This window comes from Streptomyces sp. NPDC086989 (assembly GCF_044745505.1).
Lineage (GTDB): Bacteria > Actinomycetota > Actinomycetes > Streptomycetales > Streptomycetaceae > Streptomyces.
Genome location: NZ_JBIVAL010000004.1, coordinates 363,583 through 381,108, shown reverse-complemented (window position 1 = coordinate 381,108; position 17,526 = coordinate 363,583). Strand labels below are relative to the sequence as shown.

Annotated in this window: 14 protein-coding genes; 6 read left to right on the top strand and 8 right to left on the bottom strand. The window is 74.1% G+C overall.

Annotation, left to right across the window (positions count from 1 at the left end; genetic code table 11):
- Window positions 1–1,499: 1,499 nt before the first annotated feature.
- The 3 genes from pepN to ACIPK4_RS11385 form a co-directional block, all read right to left on the bottom strand.
- A complete protein-coding gene (pepN, locus tag ACIPK4_RS11395; RefSeq protein ID WP_402311222.1) occupies window positions 1,500–3,995 on the bottom strand; it encodes an aminopeptidase N in 2,496 nt (831 codons plus the stop codon).
- A 47-nt stretch (window positions 3,996–4,042) separates the two neighbouring features.
- Window positions 4,043–4,339, bottom strand: a complete 297-nt coding sequence (locus ACIPK4_RS11390) for a chorismate mutase (RefSeq protein ID WP_402311792.1) — start codon at window positions 4,337–4,339, stop codon at window positions 4,043–4,045.
- Between the two features lie 1,586 nt (window positions 4,340–5,925).
- On the bottom strand, window positions 5,926–6,708 hold the full coding sequence (locus ACIPK4_RS11385; RefSeq protein WP_402311219.1) for a serine protease: 783 nt from the start codon (window positions 6,706–6,708) through the stop codon (window positions 5,926–5,928).
- Window positions 6,709–6,830: 122 nt separating this feature from the next.
- Here ACIPK4_RS11385 and ACIPK4_RS11380 point away from each other — a divergent pair, with 122 nt between their 5' ends.
- Window positions 6,831–7,718, top strand: coding sequence for a hypothetical protein (locus ACIPK4_RS11380; protein ID WP_402311217.1), 888 nt, complete (start codon window positions 6,831–6,833; stop codon window positions 7,716–7,718).
- 192 nt (window positions 7,719–7,910) lie between these two features.
- Here the strand turns inward: ACIPK4_RS11380 and ACIPK4_RS11375 are convergent, their stop codons facing one another.
- Both ACIPK4_RS11375 and ACIPK4_RS11370 read right to left on the bottom strand, forming a co-directional pair.
- Window positions 7,911–8,819, bottom strand: coding sequence for an SDR family oxidoreductase (locus ACIPK4_RS11375; protein ID WP_402311214.1), 909 nt, complete (start codon window positions 8,817–8,819; stop codon window positions 7,911–7,913).
- A 1-nt stretch (window position 8,820) separates the two neighbouring features.
- The gene (locus ACIPK4_RS11370) at window positions 8,821–9,618 is read right to left on the bottom strand and encodes an SDR family oxidoreductase (RefSeq protein ID WP_402311211.1); all 798 of its coding nucleotides are present in this window, start codon (window positions 9,616–9,618) and stop codon (window positions 8,821–8,823) included.
- Window positions 9,619–9,674: 56 nt separating this feature from the next.
- Here ACIPK4_RS11370 and ACIPK4_RS11365 point away from each other — a divergent pair, with 56 nt between their 5' ends.
- The 5 genes from ACIPK4_RS11365 to ACIPK4_RS11345 are packed head-to-tail and all read left to right on the top strand — an operon-like array spanning window position 9,675 to window position 14,075.
- Entirely contained in the window at window positions 9,675–10,433 is a 759-nt protein-coding gene (locus ACIPK4_RS11365) for an enoyl-CoA hydratase family protein (RefSeq protein ID WP_402311209.1), read from the top strand.
- Window positions 10,430–11,281, top strand: a complete 852-nt coding sequence (locus ACIPK4_RS11360; RefSeq protein ID WP_402311206.1) for a CoA transferase subunit A — start codon at window positions 10,430–10,432, stop codon at window positions 11,279–11,281. Before ACIPK4_RS11365 ends, ACIPK4_RS11360 begins: the two co-directional genes overlap by 4 nt.
- Window positions 11,278–12,015, top strand: coding sequence for a CoA-transferase subunit beta (locus ACIPK4_RS11355; RefSeq protein ID WP_402311204.1), 738 nt, complete (start codon window positions 11,278–11,280; stop codon window positions 12,013–12,015). The genes ACIPK4_RS11360 and ACIPK4_RS11355 overlap by 4 nt, the downstream gene beginning before the upstream one ends.
- A 4-nt stretch (window positions 12,016–12,019) precedes the next feature.
- A complete protein-coding gene (locus ACIPK4_RS11350) occupies window positions 12,020–13,096 on the top strand; it encodes an NAD(P)H-dependent flavin oxidoreductase (protein WP_402311202.1) in 1,077 nt (358 codons plus the stop codon).
- A gap of 31 nt (window positions 13,097–13,127) precedes the next feature.
- Entirely contained in the window at window positions 13,128–14,075 is a 948-nt protein-coding gene (locus ACIPK4_RS11345; RefSeq protein ID WP_402311199.1) for a tyrosine-protein phosphatase, read from the top strand.
- A gap of 76 nt (window positions 14,076–14,151) precedes the next feature.
- Here the strand turns inward: ACIPK4_RS11345 and ACIPK4_RS11340 are convergent, their stop codons facing one another.
- The 3 genes from ACIPK4_RS11340 to ACIPK4_RS11330 form a co-directional block, all read right to left on the bottom strand.
- Window positions 14,152–15,840: a DEAD/DEAH box helicase gene (locus ACIPK4_RS11340; protein ID WP_402311197.1), complete on the bottom strand. Its 1,689-nt coding sequence runs from the start codon at window positions 15,838–15,840 to the stop codon at window positions 14,152–14,154.
- A gap of 102 nt (window positions 15,841–15,942) precedes the next feature.
- Window positions 15,943–16,146 (bottom strand): cold-shock protein, encoded by a 204-nt coding sequence (locus tag ACIPK4_RS11335; RefSeq protein ID WP_030010141.1) that lies wholly within the window; start codon window positions 16,144–16,146, stop codon window positions 15,943–15,945.
- 202 nt (window positions 16,147–16,348) lie between these two features.
- Window positions 16,349–17,506, bottom strand: a complete 1,158-nt coding sequence (locus ACIPK4_RS11330) for an acetyl-CoA C-acetyltransferase (RefSeq protein WP_402311195.1) — start codon at window positions 17,504–17,506, stop codon at window positions 16,349–16,351.
- Window positions 17,507–17,526: the final 20 nt, after the last annotated feature.

Genomic DNA, 17,526 nt, shown 5'->3' with positions numbered 1-17,526 from the left:
GGCCGCAGGCCGCAGGCCGCAGGCCGCAGGCCGCAGGCCGCAGGCCGCAGGCCGCAGGCCGCAGGCCGCAGGCCGCAGGCCGCAGGCCGCAGGCCAGGGTCCCGGACCCCCGAGTCGACCCGCGAACCGGCCCCGACGCCCAAGGTCCCGGCGGGCCGGTGCGGCAGCGGCACCGGTGCAGCAGCGGCACACCGCAGACCGGGCCGCAAGACGGAGCATGGAACCGGGGCCGGAAGCCAGGGTCCCGGACCCCGGGGCGGGCTTGCGAACCGGCCCCAACGCCCAAGGTCCCGGCCGGGCCGGTGCAGGGGTGGCCGGGCCGGTGCAAGGGCGGCGGCACACGGCGGACCGGGAGGGACGACGGAGCCCGAAACCAGGCCCGCCGGCCAGGGTCCCGGACCCCCGGGCCCGACCCGCGAACCGACCTCGACGCCCAAGACCCCGGGCCGGGCCGGTGCACGGGCACCACACCGCGAATCGGGACGCAGGACGGAGCCACGGACCGGGCCGCAGGCCCGGGCCCAAGACCCGCCGCACCGACCCGGGAGCCCGCCCGGGGCCCGGCCGGGCCGGTGCGGCAGCGGCACACCGCGGACCGGGACGGAGGACGGAGCCTGGAGCCGGGGCCGGAGGCCAGGGTCCCAGACCCCCGGGGCAGCCTTGCGAACCGGCCCCGACGCCCAAGGTCCCGGCCGGCCGGTGCAGGGGCGGGCCGGGCCGGTTGCAGGGGCGGCGGCACACGGCGGACCGGGACGGACGACGGAGCATGGAACCGGGGCCGCAGGCCGGGGTCCCGGACCCCAGGGCCGGCCCGCGAACCGGCCCCGATACCCATGGCCCGGGCCGGGCTGGTGCAGCAGCGGCACACCGCGGACCGGGCCGCAGGACGGAGCCGTGGGACCGGGCCGCCTGCAGGCCAGGGCCGGACCCCCGAGCTGACCCGCGAACCAGCCCCGACGCCCAAGGTCCCGGCCGGGCCGGTGCAGGGGCGGCGACACACGGCGGACCGGGACGGACGACGGAGCATGGAACCGGGGCCGCAGGCCAGGGTCCCGGACCCCCGGGCCCGACCCGCGAACCGACCTCGACGCCCAAGACCCCGGGCCGGGCCGGTGCAGGGGTGGCCGGGCCGGTGCGGCAGCGGCACACCGCGGACCGGGGACGGACGACGGGGCATGGAACCGGGGCCGCAGGCCGGGGGCCCGGACCCCAGGGCCGACCCGCGAACCAGGCCCGCAGGCCACGGTCCCAACCCCCCAGACCGACCCGGGAGCCGGCCCCGATACCCAAGGTCCCGGCCGGGCCGGTGCCGCAGCGGCATAGCGGGGACCGGGCCGCAGGACGGAGCTGGGGACCGGGCCGGAGGACGGAGCCTGGAGCCGGGGCCGGAGGACGGGGTCCGGGGCTCGGCTGGGGTCGGGAGCGGGGGCGGTGCCGGGGCCGAAGCGGGCCCGGGGGCCGGGGGACGCACGGGGCCCGGGAGGCCGCCCGGGTAGGGGTCAGGCGGTGCGGACGCGGAGGGCGCGGGCCAGGTCGTCCAGCTGGTCGACGAGCTTGCGGCGCAGACCCGGGACGACGGCGGGATCGGCGAGGGCGGCGTGGCCGGCCCGGAGGTTGTCCTCGTCGACGGCGTGGCCGGGGAAGGCGTGGCGGCCTGCGGCTTCGGCGATGGCGGGGCCGCGGCGGGCGCCGAGGGCGATGGCGTCGGCGTAGTAGCGCGGCACGTACTCCCGTACGAGGTCGCTCTGTTCGGGCTGCCAGAAGCCCTGGGCGGTGGCGCTGAAGAGGTAGTTGGAGAGGGAGTCGTCGTGGAAGAGGCGCTCCCAGGCGGCGGCCTTGGCTTCGGCGGTGGGCAGTGCGGCGCGGCAGCGGGCGGCGCCTTCCTCCCCGGTGGCGCTGGGATCGGCGGCGAGGGCGGCGTCGATCTCGCCCTCGCCGACGGCGCCGAGGACGCTGAGCCGGCCGAGGATGCGCCAGCGCAGTTCGGGGTCGAGTTCGGGGCCGCCGGGGACGGTGTCGTCGGCCAGCCAGGCGGCGAGGGTGTCGGGCTGGGTGGCGGCGTCGATGAGGGCGCGTACGGCGGCGAGCCGCAGCCCGGGGTCGGAGCCGTCCTCGGTGCGTCGCAGCAGGGCGCGGCCGATGGCGGTGAGGGTGGCGAGGGCTTCGGTGCGGTGTTCCGCGGCGAGGTAGAGGTCGGCGATGTGGTGGCGGGCGAAGGCGAGGACGCCCTGGACGATGGCGAGGTCGGCTTCGGCGGGCAGGTGTGCGGCGGCGGTGGCCAGGTAGGCGGCGGGTTCGAGTTCGCCGTCGCGGACCATGTCGCGCAGGGAGTTCCAGACGACGGCGCGGGTGAGGGGGTCGGGGACGGCGGAGAGGTCGCGCAGGACGGTTTCGACGGAGGTGTCGTCGAGGCGGACCTTGGCGTAGCCGAAGTCGCCGTCGTTGAGGACGAGGAGGGCGGGGCGGGGGCCGCTGACGGAGACGATCTCGTCGGAGGGGACGTCGACGGTGAGGAGTTCGCGGGGGTGGAGGGTGTCGTCGGGGTCGCGGTCGTAGGTGCCGACGGCGATGTGGTGGGGTCGGGTGCCCCGGCGGTCGACGGTGAGGGTCCAGCCGCCGTGGCTCTCCTCGATGCGGGGGGTGAGGGTGTCGATGCCGGTGGTGCGCAGCCAGATGTCGGCCCAGGCGTGGACGTCGCGGTCGGTGTGGGCGGCGAGGGAGTCGACGAAGTCGGCGAGGGAGGCGTTGGCGAACCTGTGGCGGGTGAAGTGGGTGTTGATGCCGGCGAGGAAGTCCTTTTCGCCGAGCCAGGCGACGAGTTGGCGCAGCGCGGAGGCGCCCTTGGCGTAGGAGATGCCGTCGAAGTTGAGGAGGGCGCTTGCGGTGTCGGGTACGGCGTCGGGGGCGACGGGGTGGGTGGAGGGCCGCTGGTCGGCGTCGTAGCCCCAGGGCTTTCGTTCCATGGCGAATTCGGTCCAGGTGCCGCTGAAGCGGGTCGCTTCGGTGAGGGTCTGGTAGCCCATGTACTCGGCGAAGGACTCGTTCAGCCAGATGTCGTCCCACCAGCGGAGGGTGACGAGGTCGCCGAACCACATGTGGGCCATCTCGTGCGAGATGGTCATGGCGCGGCGCTGGCGCTGGGTGTCGGTGACGGCGGAGCGGAAGACGTATTCGTCGCGGAAGGTGACGAGGCCGGGGTTCTCCATGGCGCCGGCGTTGAACTCGGGGACGAAGGCCTGGTCGTAGGAGTCGAAGGGGTAGGGCTCGGAGAACTTCTGGTGGTAGCGGTCGTAGCAGTCGGTGGTGACGGAGAGGATTTCCTCGGCGTCGGCGTCGAGGTGGGGGGCCAGCGAGCGGCGGCAGTGGATGCCGAAGGGCAGGCCGGCGTGTTCGGTGCGGATGCTGTGCCAGGGGCCGGCGGCGACGGCGGCGAGGTAGGTGGAGATGACGGGGGTGGGGGCGGACTTCCAGATGCCGGCGCCGTCGGTGTCGCGGTCGCCGGTGCGTTCGGTGATGCCGTTGGCGAGGACGGTCCAGTGGGCGGGCGCGGTGACGGTGAACTCGAAGACGGCCTTGAGGTCGGGCTGGTCGAAGGCCGGGAAGACGCGCTGGATGTCGTCCATGAACATCTGGGTGTAGACGTACGTCTCGCCGTCGGCGGGGTCGGTGAAGCGGTGGAGGCCTTCGCCGGTGCGGGAGTAGCGCATGCGGGTGGCGGTGCGCAGTTCGTGGGGGCCTTCGCCGAGTCCGGTGAGGGGGAGGCGGTCGTCGGCGAGGGTGGCGGGGTCGAGGGGGGTGCCGTCGAGTTCGGCGGAGTGCAGTACGTCCGGTTTCAGCTCCACGAACGTGTCCCCGGCGGCACGGCTGGTGAACCGGATGACGGTGGTGGATTCGAAGGTGTCTTCGCCGCCGGTGAGGTCGAGGGTGACGGCGTAGTGGTGGACGTCGAGGAGCTGTGCTCGGAGCTGCGCTTCGTTGCGCGTCAGTGCGGACATGGGGCCCATGCTGCCCGACGGGCGGGCCCCGGCCGTGTCCTCTGCGCCTACTCTTCGCCCGCCGCGATCGTCTCGTGGTGGCGGATGACCTCGGCGATGATGAAGTTGAGGAGCTTCTCGGCGAACGCGGGGTCGAGTTTGGCGTTCTCGGCGAGCTGGCGCAGGCGGGCGATCTGGCTGGCCTCACGGGTCGGGTCGGCGGGGGGCAGCTGGTGCTTGGCCTTGAGGTGGCCGACCTGCTGGGTGCACTTGAAGCGCTCGGCGAGCATGTGGACCACGGCCGCGTCGATGTTGTCGATGCTGTCGCGCAGGCGGGCCAGCTCGGCGGTGACGGTCTCGTCGATGGCTGCGGCGTCCCGGCCCGCGTCCGCGCCGGCGTCCTTGGCCGTGCCCGCTCCCGTGCCGGTGCCCGTGCCCGTGCCCGTGCCGGTGCCGTTGTCGAGGTCGCTGATGTTCATGGTTCCCGAGCTTACGTGGCGGTGGCCGCGGGTTCCCCGGGCAGTCGTCCTGTGAGACGGAACCTGCCTGGTTGCCCCCAAGGCGGCGGGTGCGGCGAGGGCGGCCGGGGCGTGGGGACGGGCGGCCGGTCTGGAGAAGGCGGCGCGGGAGCGCAGTGGCCGGTACGGGCGCTACCGGTGGGCGTTCGCCGCCGGGCAGCCGGTGCTCGTACCGGTGGCGGTGCTGTGGCGCGGGATGCCCTCGGCGGTGGTGTTCGGGGTGACGAACGCGCTGCTCGTGACGGGGCTGAGCTGGTACGCGGCGCGGGGTCCCGGCGCTGGAGGGTGAGGGGGCGGTCTGGGCGGAGGTCCGCAAGGGCCGTGCCGGGCGCCGCCCGCGGACCCTGCTCACGCTGACCCCCAGGGGCGGGTGGTCCACCGGCGGCATCTGGCCGCACTGCGGGCCATTGCGCTGGATCGAACCGGATCACGGCGGCAGGACGTCGGCGCCCAGCCGGCCTTCCTCGGGGGCGGGCCCCGCGGTGAGGCCCCGAGGGCATCGGCGCAGGCTCCGTGGGGCAGCCGCCGAGGGCATCGGCGCAGGCTCCACGGGGCGGCCTGGGCGGCGGTGGCGCGGGGCGGCCGGCGGCACGGGCGGCGGTGGCGCGGGGCGCAAGAGCCGGACGGTGCCGGCGGGTGGGCAGAGGGAGGTCGCTGGCCCGCGGTGGTGCCCGGCGGGCCGTCGGCGTGGACGCCTCGGAGGAGATGATCCGCCTCGCCCGCGCGCACGGCGTGATCGGCGCGGACGACGTGGCCACCCTCGAAGGCACGGTGGGCGCGGAGCCTTCCGCGGACGGCTCCGCGGCGGCGGCCGTCACCGCCGGGATCGTCACCACCGTCACCACCGGGTCCACCGGGTCCACCGGGTCCGCCGGTTCCGCCGGGTCTGCCGGGTCTGCCGGGCGGGGTCGGGTCCGCCGGGCCCGCCGGGGCCGCGCCGGGCGGGGCCGGGCTGCGCGACACCTCGGTCGAGTAGTGGTCGCCGATGCGGCCGAGCTGCCGCACATGGGGCCCTTCGACCTGCCACCGCCGTGTCGCCGACGGCCACGGCACGGACGGCCTCAACCAGCATCGCGGGGCTGGCGTCTTCGAGGAGGAAGCCGGATGCTCCTGCGTGGAGCGCGGCGTGGACGTACTCGTCGAGGCCGAAGGTGGTGACGATCACGATGTGTGGCCCGTCCCGGGCGGCCGCGCGGCCGGCGACCACTCTGATCGCCATGCGTCGCCCGCCCCGCTGTCGTCCGCCGTCCGTGCCTTCCCGCGGGACCGGCGGGCGCGCCGGCCCGCAACCGGGCGGGGCCGGGGCTTCGGTGTGCCGGCCGTGTGGCGTCGCGGCCGGTGTTGCGGGGGTGCGGGGCGCGGCGCTTCGTCCCTCCGGCCCGTACGCGCTGGGCCGGAGGGACGAAGCGGAGGGGATGCGTGGGCGGGTGGGCTCAGAGGGTCGCGGCCGCGTTCTTGATGGCCGTGGCGAACGTGGAGACCTCGCTGTAGACGCCGGGGTAGCCGGCGCGGGCGCAGCCTTCGCCCCAGCTGACTATGCCGACCTGGATCCAGGCGTTGGTGTCGTCGCGGCGGAACATGGGGCCGCCGGAGTCGCCCTGGCAGGTGTCGACGCCGCCCTGGTCGAAGCCGGCGCAGATCTCGTCGCCGGGGACGAGGTCGCTGCCGTAGGCGCTCTGGCAGGCGGCATCGGAGACGAAGGGGACGGTGGCCTTGAGCAGGTAGCGCTGCTGGCCGCCGCCTTCGCGGGCGGCGCCCCAGCCGGCGATGGTGAAGGTGCCGTTGTCGAAGGCCTTGGTGTCGGCGATCTTCAGGGTGGGCAGGTTGATGGGTTTGGCCAGTTTGATGAGGGCCCAGTCCTTGCCCTTGCCGTTGTAGCCGGGGGCCTGGAGCACCTTGGTGGACTTGACCTTGACGGCGCTGGAGCTGTTGAGGTCGACGACGCCGGCGGTGGCGGTGATGGAGGTGTTGTTGCCGGAGCCGTTCACGCAGTGGGCGGCGGTGAGGACGATCTGCTGGGTGTAGAGGGCGCCGCCGCAGCCCATGGAGAGGCGGACCATGAAGGGGAATTCGCCCTGGGCGGCTCGGGTTCCGCCGACGACGGGGGCCTGGGAGGCGTTGGCTGCGCCGGGCTGGAGGCTGACGGCCGCGAGGGCCACGGCGCCGACGGCGAGGGTGCGCTTGATGAGTGCGGCAAGGGTGGACACGGTCGACACACTGCCTTTCGTGGGGGGTGGGGCCGTGCGCGTCATCGGGTGAATGACAGGTACATGTCACACCTCTGCCGGGCCGGGCATCAAGGACGCCTTTTCGGACACCTTGCGGCGCGGGAGGCGGCATGACGCGAAACGGCAGGCGCGACAGTCCGGTCGAGCACGGCTTTCCGCATCTCGACACCGTCCGCGCGGCGATCACCGCACTGTTCCGGAGGCTCTCCTACGAGGGGATCCGGGCCTACGGCGCGAGCTTCGCGCCCGCCGACGCCGCCTTCTCCCCCGCCGACGACCTGCACCTCGGCGCCCACCGCGTGGCCTCGGCGGTCGTCCGCGCGCTGCGGCTGCCCGACGCCCGGATGGTGGTCTGCTTCCGGCCGCTCGAACAGGCCGCCACCGTGGAGCTGACCGCCGGCCCGGAGTACTTCATCGAGGTGAACGACCGCTTCCGCACCCACCGCCGCGACCTGGCGGCGGCCCTGGCGCACGAGGTCACCCACGTGCTGCTGCACCGGCTGGACCTGCGCTTCCCCTCCACCGCCGACAACGAGATCCTCACCGACACCGCCGCCGCCTACCTGGGGACCGGCTGGCTGCTCCTCGACGCCTACCGCGAGGACGAACTCACGCACCAGAAGCTCGGTTACCTCACCCCCGAGGAGTTCGGCTACGTCCTCGCCCGGCGCGCCCTCCTGCTCGGCGAGGACCTGTCCGCCTGGTTCACCAGCCCCCAGGCGTACGAGGCGTACGTGCGCGGCCGCGCGCTCGCCGGGCAGGAGCTGCGCCGGGCTCCCCTGGCGGCCGCGGACCGGGCGCAGCGGCGCCGCTACGCCCGTGACCGGCGGGCGGGCGCCGCCGCGCCGGGGGCCTCGTACCGCTTCGAGCAGCAGCCGGACGGGACGCGGGTGAGCTTCCCGTGCCCGGTGTGCGGGCAGCGGCTGCGGCTGCCGGTGCGCGGGCCGGTGCGGGCCCGCTGCGGGCTGTGCCGCACGGTGCTGGACTGCGACACCTGAGCGGCGCCGGATTCCGGGCGGAACATGTTGGGTGACTGCGGTTCGGCGCGTGGGAGGAGTGGGTAGTGATACCTCATCGCACGAGTGCAGGACACCGGTCCCGACCTCCCGCCAGGGGGCCGGGGCCGTTTGCGTGTGGCGCTCACGCGGCCGCGGGCCCGGCCCCGGAGGGTGCCGCGGCGCCGGACGGGGTCACCCGGCGCCGTAGACCGGGTGCGGGGGTTCGGACTCCGCGAGGAGTTTGACGGCCGCCTCGCCCGCCTCGGCCGGCGTCCAGCGCGCTCCGCGGTCGGCCGTCGGGCCCGGACGCCAGCCCTCCATCACCGTGATCCGGCCGCCCTCCGCCTCGAAGACCCGGCCCGTGACCCCCGCCGAGGCGTCCGAGCCCAGCCACACCACCAGGGGTGACACGTTCTCCGGGGCCATCGCGTCGAAGGCGCCCGCTCCCGGCTGCGCCATCGTCTCCGCGAAGGTCTGCTCCGTCATCCGGGTCCGGGCCGCCGGGGCGATCGCGTTGACCTGGACCCCGTACCGGGCCATCTCCGCCGCCGCGACCAGCGTCATGCCGAGGATGCCGGCCTTGGCCGCGCTGTAGTTGCCCTGGCCGACCGAGCCCAGCAGGCCCGCCCCCGAGGAGGTGTTGACCACCCGCGCCGCCACCGGCCGGCCCGCCTTCGCCTCCGCACGCCAGTGCGCCGCGGCGTACTTCAGCGGCAGGAAGTGCCCCTTCAGGTGCACCCGCATCACCGCGTCCCAGTCCGCCTCCTCCAGGTTCACCAGCATCCGGTCGCGCAGGAACCCGGCGTTGTTGACCAGCGTGTCCAGCCGGCCGAACGCCGAGAGGGCAGCCCCGACCAGCGAGGACGCTCCCTCCGGCGAGGCGATGTCCTTGCCGTGCGCCACCGCCTCGCCGCCCTGCGCCCGGATCTCCGCGACGACCCGCCCGGCCGGGCTGTCCTCCCCCGGCTGCCCGTCCAGGCCCACTCCCAGGTCGTTGACCACGACCTTCGCCCCCTCCGCGGCGAAGGCCAGCGCGTGGGCCCGGCCCAGCCCCCGTCCCGCGCCCGTCACGATGACCACACGACCCTCGGCAAGACCCATCTCAGCTCTCCTTGTTGACCGTGTTGACCGTTGCCGCATCCAGAAACGCCGGGCGCTCCCCGCCGCCGTGCACGAGCAGGCTCGCCCCGCTGACATACCCCGCCCGGCCCGAGGCCAGAAACACCGCCGCCGCCCCGACGTCCGCGGGCTCCGCCAGCCGCCCCAGCGGAACCGTCGCGCCCACGGCCGCGATGCCCGCCTCGTCCCCGTAGTGCAGGTGCGCCGCTTCGGTCCGCACCATGCCCAGCACCAGCGTGTTCACCCGTACCTCGGGCGCCCATTCGACGGCCATGGTCCGGGCCAGGTTCTCCAGGGCCGCCTTCGCCGCCCCGTACGCGGCCGTCCCCGGCGAGGGCCGGGTGCCGCTGACGCTGCCGATCATCACCACCGAGCCGTGCGCCTCCCGCAGCTGCGGGTAGGCCGCCAGCGAGGCCGTCATCGGGGCCACCAGGTTCAGCTCGACGACCCGCGCGTGGCGCTCCGCCCCGCCCTCCCCCAGCAGCCGGTAGGGGGTCCCGCCCGCGTTGTTCACCAGGCAGTCGAGCCGCCCGTACCGGTGGCCGACCCCGGCGAAGAACGCGTGGACGGCGGCCGTGTCGCGCAGGTCCAGCGCGGCGAACTCAGCCGTGCGCCCGGCCGTGCGCCCAGCCGTGCACCCGGCCGCGGACACCGGCTGCGGTGGCGGCCGGCGGGCGCAGACGACGACGTGCGCCCCCGCTTCGAGGAACGACCGGGCGATTCCGGCTCCGACGCCGCGGGTTCCGCCGGTGACGACGACAACCCTCCCGTCCAGCTCCATGGGCTGCTACCTTCCTCACCTAACAAATGTTTGGTGGAAAGGTAGCTGATCCTCTCATGGGTGTCTCCACCTCAAGCCCCGACAAGGGCGTCGCACTGGTCACGGTCGACTTCCCGCCCGTCAACGCGCTTCCCGTACAGGGCTGGTACGACCTCGCCGACGCCCTGCGCGCCGCCGGCCGCGACCCCGCGACGCGCTGCGTCGTCCTGGCCGCCGAGGGCCGCGGCTTCAACGCCGGCGTCGACATCAAGGAGATGCAGCGCGACACCGGCCACGGCGCCCTCATCGGCGCCAACCGCGGCTGCTACGAGGCCTTCGCCGCCGTGTACGAGTGCGAGGTGCCGGTCGTCGCGGCCGTGCACGGGTTCTGCCTGGGCGGCGGCATCGGTCTCGTCGGCAACGCCGATGCGATCGTGGCCGGCGAGGACGCCACCTTCGGACTCCCCGAGCTCGACCGGGGCGCCCTCGGCGCCGCCACCCATCTGGCCCGCCTGGTCCCCCAGCACCTGATGCGCGCCCTCTACTACACCTCCCGCACCGCCACCGCCGCCGAACTGCACGCCCACGGCTCGGTGTGGCAGGTGGTCCCGCCCGCCCGGGTGCGGGCCGCGGCCCTCGAACTGGCCGCCGAGATCGCGCGGAAGGACGGTTACCTGATCCGGCTGGCCAAGGCCGCCATCAACGGCATCGACCCCGTCGACGTACGGCGCAGCTACCGCTTCGAGCAGGGGTTCACGTTCGAGGCCAACCTGAGCGGGGTCGCCGACCGGATCCGCGACACCTTCGCAGAGCCCGGCGGGAGGGACCGCTCATGACCGACAAGACCATGACCCCCGACGAGGTGGTGGGACGGCTGCGCAGCGGGATGACCCTCGGCATCGGCGGCTGGGGTTCGCGGCGCAAGCCCATGGCCCTGGTGCGGGCACTGCTCCGCTCCGAGATCACCGATCTCACCGTGGTCTCGTACGGCGGCCCCGACGTCGGCCTGCTCGCGGCCGCCGGCCGGATCCGCCGGCTCGTCGCCCCCTTCGCCACCCTCGACTCGATCCCGCTGGAGCCGCAGTTCCGGGCCGCCCGCGAGAGCGGCGCCCTCACCCTGACCGAGCTCGACGAGGCCATGTTCATGTGGGGGCTGCACGCCGCCGCGAACCGGCTCCCGTTCCTCCCCGTCCGGGCGGGCCTGGGATCCGACGTCATGCGGGTCAACCCGGAGCTGCGGACCGTCACCTCCCCCTACGCCGACGGCGAGGAGCTCGTCGCCGTCCCCGCCCTGCGCATGGACGCCGCGCTGGTCCACCTGAACCGCGCGGACCGCCTCGGCAACGCCCAGTACCTGGGCCCGGACCCGTACTTCGACGACCTGTTCTGCGAGGCCGCCGACGCCGCGTACGTCTCCTGCGAGCAGCTGGTGGAGACCTCCGAGCTGGCCAAGGCGGGGCCCCCGCAGTCCCTGCTGGTCAGCCGGCACTCGGTGACCGGTGTCGTCGAGACCCCGAACGGCGCGCACTTCACCTCCTGCGTCCCCGACTACGGGCGCGACGAGGCCTTCCAGAAGCTGTACGCGGCCGGCCCCTGGCCGGAGTTCCGCGCCCGCTTCCTGTCCGGCGGCAGCGAGCACGCCTACCAGTCGGCCGTACGGGCCTGGCACGAGGAGCAGCAGTGAGCACAGCGACGGCCGCGTCCCGAGCGGAGTACTGCGTGATCGCCTGCGCCGAGGCCTGGCGCGGCGACGGCGAGGTGCTCGCCAGTCCGATGGGCCTGATCCCGTCCTTCGGGGCCCGGCTGGCGAAGCGGACGTTCTCGCCCGACCTGCTGCTGACCGACGGCGAGGCCCTGCTCGTCGGCCTGGACGGGGAGACCGAGGGCTGGCTCCCCTACCGGCGCCATCTCACGATGGTCACCGGCGGACACCGGCACGTGATGATGGGCGCCAGCCAGATCGACCGGTTCGGCAACCAGAACATCTCCTGCATCGGCGACTGGGCCCGGCCGGCCCGCCAGCTCCTGGGGGTGCGCGGTGCGCCCGTCAACACGCTGAACAACCCGGTGAGTTACTGGGTGCCGCGGCATTCGCCGCGGGTGTTCGTCGAACGCGTCGACATGGTGAGCGGGGTCGGCCACGACCGGGCCGAGGCGGCCGGGGTGACCCGCTTCCACCGGCTGCCGCGGGTGGTCAGCGATCTCGGCGTCTTCGATTTCGGCGGCCCGGACCACTCGATGCGCCTGGCCTCCGTGCATCCGGGCGTGAGCGTCGCACAGGTCCGGGAGGCCACCGGGTTCGCCCTGGCGGTCGACGGTGAGGTGCCGTACACGCGGGATCCGAGCGCCGAGGAGCTTCGGCTGATCCGCGAGGTGATCGACCCGGAGGGGCTGCGCGACCGGGAAGTGCGGGGCTGACGCGATGGAGACGGCGTTCACCCGGCTGGTCGGTGTGCAGCACCCGGTCGTGCAGACGGGCATGGGCTGGGTGGCGGGCCCCCGGCTGGTGTCGGCGGCGGCCGGCGCGGGCGCTCTGGGCATCCTGGCCTCGGCGACGATGACGGTGGAGGAGTTGCGGGCGGCGGTCCGCGAGGTCCGCTCCCGTACGCAGGCCCCGTTCGGGGTCAATCTGCGGGCGGACGCGGGGGACGCCGCCGAGCGGGTCCGGCTGATCATCGACGAGGGAGTGCGGGTCGCCTCGTTCGCGCTCGCCCCGTCGAGGGAGCTGATCGCCCGGCTCAAGGATGCGGGCGTGGTGGTGATCCCGTCGGTCGGGGCCCGCCGGCACGCCGAGAAGGTCGCGGCCTGGGGGGCCGACGCGGTGATCGTGCAGGGCGGCGAGGGCGGCGGGCACACCGGGGACGTGGCCACGACGGTGCTGCTGCCGCAGGTGGTCGACGCGGTGGACATCCCGGTGGTCGCGGCGGGCGGCTTCCACGACGGGCGCGGCCTGGTCGCCGCGCTGTCGTACGGCGCCGCGGGCATCGCGATGGGCACCCGCTTCCTGCTGACCTCGGATTCCACCGTCCCGGACGCGGTCAAGGCCCGCTACCTGGCGGCCGGCGTCAAGGACGTCACGGTCACGACGGCGGTGGACGGGCTGCCGCACCGGATGCTCCGCACCGAGCTGGTCGCCTCCCTGGAGCGGGCGGGCCGCACCCGCGCCCTGGCGCGGGCGGTCCGGCACGCGGCGGCGTTCCGCAGGCTGTCGGGGCTGTCCTGGGCGCAGATGGTGCGCGACGGCCTCGCGATGAAACACGGCAAGGACCTGTCCTGGAGCCAGGTCCTGCTCGCCGCGAACACCCCCATGCTCCTCAAGGCGTCCATGGTCGAGGGCCGTACGGACCTCGGCGTCATGGCATCAGGCCAGGTCGCGGGCGTGATCGAGGATCTGCCGTCCTGTGCGGAGCTCGTCTCGCGCGTCATGGCCGAGGCACACACGGTGCTGGCACGACTGGAACGCCTGCACTCGCCCGACGCCCTGCCACCACCAGGGTGATCCCCCTTCTCCTCCTCAGGAGTCGCCACAGATGAGCCGTGCACGAACCCGCCTGGTGACCGCGGTAATCGCTTCCGCTCTCGCCCTCGGCACTCTGCCCGCCGCCTCCGCGTACGCCTCGCCGGCGGCGAGGGCCTCCGCCTCCGTTTCAGCCTCAGCCTCCGGCCGGTACCTCCAGCAGGCGGAAACGATTCGCCAGATCCCCCTCCAGGGCGCGGTCAACGTCCGCGACCTGGGCGGCTACCGCACCTGGAGCGGTGGCCGGGTCCGCCAGGGGCTGGTCTACCGCTCCGACGCGCTCAGCAAGCTCACGCAAGGAGACCTCACCACCGTCTCCGGTCTCGGCCTCAAGAGGGTCGTCGATTTCCGCATCCCCATGGAGCTCCAGTACGACGGCGCCGACCGGCTGCCCGCCGGAGTCACCGCCACCTCCCGCCCCGTCAGCGACCTCGGCCTGTACGCCACGCTCGTCGGCGCGATCTCCAGCGGCGACCCCGCCACACAGGAGCAGATGCTCGGCGGCGGCCGCGCCGAGGCCTACATGCGCGACATCTACCGCACCTTCGTGACCAGCCCCGCGAACCGGGCGCAGTTCGCGGCGACGCTGCGGGAGATCGCGGACGGCGGTCAGGACCCGCTCCTGTTCCACTGCACCTCGGGCAAGGACCGGACGGGCTGGATGAGTTACGTCCTGCTGCGCGCGCTGGCCGTTCCCGAGGACACCGCCACGAGCGACTACCTCGCGTCGAACACCTTCCGCGCCGCGTACGACGCCCAGGTGCGGGCGGCCCTCAAGCAGTCCGGGCGGATGCAGAACCCGGACCTGCTGATCCCCCTCCAGGAGGTCCGCCAGGACTACCTGGACGCGGCGACCGCGCAACTGACCGCGGACTACGGGGACTTCTACGGCTACCTCACGGACGGCCTCGGCCTGGACCTGCGGACGCTCGCGAAGCTCCAGTCCAGGATGGTCCGCTGACCGTCCCGGAACGCGCGGGAGCCGGGCGGCGCATCGTGCGCCGCCCGGCTCCCCCGTACGTCGTGTCCCGGCCCGGTCAGACCGCGCGGCGGCGGCCCTGGCCGCCGGTGCCGACGCGGCTGCGCGCGGAGGCCGCGGCCGCGCCGCCGGAGGCACCGCCCCCGGTGCGCCGGCCCTGGCCGGCGGAGCCGGTGCCGGAGCCGCCCTGACCCTGGCCGCGCCGGGCCTGGCCCGATCCGGAGGTGGCCGGGGCCTGCCCGGACGCGCCGCCGCCGGTCCGGCGACCGCGGCCGCCGCCCGCCGGGGCGCCGCCCGTGGCGGAGCCGGTGCGCGGGCCGCCCGAACGGCGGCGCGAGCCGGAGCCGCCGCCGGAGCCGGAGCCGGAGCCGGAGCGCGCCTTCGGCTGGGCGGGCTGCGGCACCTCCAGCACCACGGGGATGCCCGAGGGCTCCTTGGCGCCGGTCAGCCGGGACAGCTCCTCGTCGGAGGACTTGATCTGCGCGGTGCGCGGGGAGATCCCGGCGTCCGACATCAGGCGGGTCATGTCGCGCTTCTGGTCGGGCAGGACCAGGGTGACCACGCTGCCGGACTCGCCGGCGCGGGCGGTGCGGCCGCCGCGGTGCAGGTAGTCCTTGTGGTCGGTCGGCGGGTCGATGTTGACCACGAGGTCGAGGTCGTCGATGTGGATGCCGCGGGCGGCCACGTTCGTGGCGATCAGCGCGGTGACCTCGCCGGTCTTGAACCAGTCCAGGGTCCGGTTGCGCTGCGGCTGCGAGCGGCCGCCGTGCAGGCCGGAGGCGCGGACGCCGTCCGCCAGGAGCTTCTTGACCAGGCGGTCGACACCGCGCTTGGTGTCCACGAACATGATCACCCGGCCGTCGCGAGCGGCTATGCGCGTCGCCACGGCCTTCTTGTCGGTCTCGTCCATGACGTACAGGACGTGGTGCTCCATCGTGCTGACCGCTCCGGCGGACGGGTCGACGGAGAAGGCGACCGGGTCGTGCAGGAACATCTTGACGAGCTTGTCGATGTTCTTGTCGAGGGTCGCCGAGAACAGCATGGTCTGGCCCTCCGGCTGGACCTGCTTGAGCAGCGCGGTGACCTGCGGCATGAAGCCCATGTCGGTCATCTGGTCGGCCTCGTCGAGGACGGTGATCGCGACCTGGGAGAGGTCGGCGTCACCGCGGTCGATGAGGTCCTTCAGACGGCCGGGGGTGGCGACGAGCACTTCGGCGCCGCGGCGCAGGGCCCCCGACTGCCGGTTGATCGACATGCCGCCGACGACGGTGGTGGTGCGCAGGTTGACGGCCGTGGCGTACGGGGCCAGGGCGTCGGTCACCTGCTGCGCGAGCTCGCGGGTCGGCACGAGGACCAGCGCGAGCGGCTGCTTGGGCTGGGCGCGTCGGCCTGCGGTGCGGGCCAGCAGCGCCAGGCCGAAGGCCAGCGTCTTGCCGGAGCCGGTGCGGCCGCGGCCGAGCAGGTCACGGCCGGCGAGCGAGTTCGGCAGCGTCGCGGCCTGGATCGGGAACGGCTCGGTGACGCCCTGGGCGGCGAGGGTCTTCAGCAGCGCCTCGGGCATGCCCATGTCCTCGAACGCGGCCACCGGCGGCAGGGCCGGGGTCAGCGGTTCGGGCATGGTGAATTCCTGCGGCCGGGCGACGGGGGCGGACTTCTGCCGTCCCGCGCCAGCCTTCGGACGTCCCTGGGCCGCTCCTCGACCCCGGGTGGGGCGGCGGCTGGGTCGTGCGGAGCTGGAGCTGGTCATGCGAGAAAGCCCTCCTGAAACCGGCAAGGTAAAACAAAGGTCGAGACAGCAGACAAGCCGGGGCCCGCACCTCGCGGCGCGGACCCCGGCATGCTGAAGGAATTAGGCGGGGATGATGTTCTCCGCCTGGGGGCCCTTCTGGCCCTGCGTCACGTCGAAGGACACGCGCTGGCCCTCCTGGAGCTCACGGAAGCCCTGGGTGGCGATGTTCGAGTAGTGGGCGAAGACGTCCGGGCCGCCGCCGTCCTGCTCGATGAAGCCGAAGCCCTTTTCCGAGTTGAACCACTTCACGGTGCCAAGTGCCATTTTGAATCTCCTGAATAGGCGGCAAAGGGCCCCATCCGGAGAGTCCGGCAAAACAATAAAAGCGCCTGAGGAACATTCCCGTCAGGCGCACATAAAGTTCATGGGTACCACAACTGCAACGGGTCCTAAGCTAGCACACCTCGCCCGCGGGGTGCCGCCGCCGCCCGCGGCAACCCCGGCGGGGCCGCACCGGGGCGGCGTGTCAGAGGCGTTCGACGATGGTGACGTTGGCCTGGCCGCCGCCCTCGCACATCGTCTGGAGGCCGTAGCGGCCGCCCGTGCGCTCCAGCTCGTGGAGCAGGGTGGTCATCAGTTTCACCCCGGTGGCGCCCAGCGGGTGGCCCAGGGCGATGGCGCCGCCGTTGACGTTCACCCGTTCGGGGTCGGCGCCGGTCTCCTTCAGCCAGGCCAGGACGACCGGGGCGAACGCCTCGTTGATCTCCACCAGGTCGATGTCGTGCAGTGTCATGCCGGTCTTCTTCAGGGCGTACGCCGTGGCCGGGATCGGGGCCGACAGCATGCGGATGGGGTCCTCGCCGCGTACGGACAGGTGGTGGATGCGGGCCCGCGGCCGCAGGCCGTGTTCGGCCACCGCCCGCTCGGAGGCGATCAGCATCGCCGCGGCGCCGTCGGAGACCTGGGAGGAGACGGCCGCGGTGATGGTGCCGCCCTCGACGACCGGCTTCAGCGCGGCCATCTTCTCCAGAGTGGTGTCCCGGCGGGGGCCCTCGTCGACGCGGACGTCCCCGTACGCGACCGTCTCGCGGTCGAAACGCCCCTCGTCGATCGCGCGCAGCGCGCGCCGGTGGGAGCGGAGCGCGAACTCCTCCATGTCGCGGCGCGTGATGCCCCACTTCTGCGCGATCAGCTGCGCGCCGTGGAACTGGTTGACGGGGGCGTCGCCGTAGCGGGCGCGCCAGCCCTCGCTGCCCGCGTACGGGCCCTGCGTGAAGCCGAGGGGTTCCGCGGCCTGCCGGGACGCGAAGGCGATCGGGATCATCGACATGTTCTGGGTCCCGCCCGCGACGACCAGGTCCTGGGTCCCGGAGAGCACGCCCTGCGCCGCGAAGTGGACGGCCTGCTGCGAGGAGCCGCACTGGCGGTCCACCGTGACGCCCGGCACCTCCTCCGGCAGCCCCGCCGCCAGCCACGCCGTGCGCGCGATGTCCCCGGCCTGCGGTCCGACCGTGTCCAGGCAGCCGAAGACCACGTCCTCGACGGCGGCCGGGTCCACCCCGGACCGTTCGACCAGTGCCTTCAGTACGTGCGCGCCCAGGTCGGCCGGGTGGACCGCGGACAGGCCACCCCCGCGCCGCCCCACGGGGGTGCGCACCGCTTCGACTATGTAGGCCTCGGGCATCGGGACTCCTCTGATCGGTT

What these genes read in the sequence shown, in the direction of transcription:
- ACIPK4_RS11330 (WP_402311195.1), bottom strand. Translation starts at nt 17,506, where the DNA reads ATGCCCGAGGCCTACATAGTCGAAGCGGTGCGCACCCCCGTGGGGCGG.
- ACIPK4_RS11360 (WP_402311206.1), top strand. Translation starts at nt 10,430, where the DNA reads ATGACCGACAAGACCATGACCCCCGACGAGGTGGTGGGACGGCTGCGC.
- ACIPK4_RS11340 (WP_402311197.1), bottom strand. Translation starts at nt 15,840, where the DNA reads ATGACCAGCTCCAGCTCCGCACGACCCAGCCGCCGCCCCACCCGGGGT.
- ACIPK4_RS11375 (WP_402311214.1), bottom strand. Translation starts at nt 8,819, where the DNA reads ATGGGTCTTGCCGAGGGTCGTGTGGTCATCGTGACGGGCGCGGGACGG.
- ACIPK4_RS11380 (WP_402311217.1), top strand. Translation starts at nt 6,831, where the DNA reads ATGACGCGAAACGGCAGGCGCGACAGTCCGGTCGAGCACGGCTTTCCG.
- ACIPK4_RS11350 (WP_402311202.1), top strand. Translation starts at nt 12,020, where the DNA reads ATGGAGACGGCGTTCACCCGGCTGGTCGGTGTGCAGCACCCGGTCGTG.
- pepN (WP_402311222.1), bottom strand. Translation starts at nt 3,995, where the DNA reads ATGTCCGCACTGACGCGCAACGAAGCGCAGCTCCGAGCACAGCTCCTC.
- ACIPK4_RS11365 (WP_402311209.1), top strand. Translation starts at nt 9,675, where the DNA reads ATGGGTGTCTCCACCTCAAGCCCCGACAAGGGCGTCGCACTGGTCACG.
- ACIPK4_RS11345 (WP_402311199.1), top strand. Translation starts at nt 13,128, where the DNA reads ATGAGCCGTGCACGAACCCGCCTGGTGACCGCGGTAATCGCTTCCGCT.
- ACIPK4_RS11335 (WP_030010141.1), bottom strand. Translation starts at nt 16,146, where the DNA reads ATGGCACTTGGCACCGTGAAGTGGTTCAACTCGGAAAAGGGCTTCGGC.
- ACIPK4_RS11370 (WP_402311211.1), bottom strand. Translation starts at nt 9,618, where the DNA reads ATGGAGCTGGACGGGAGGGTTGTCGTCGTCACCGGCGGAACCCGCGGC.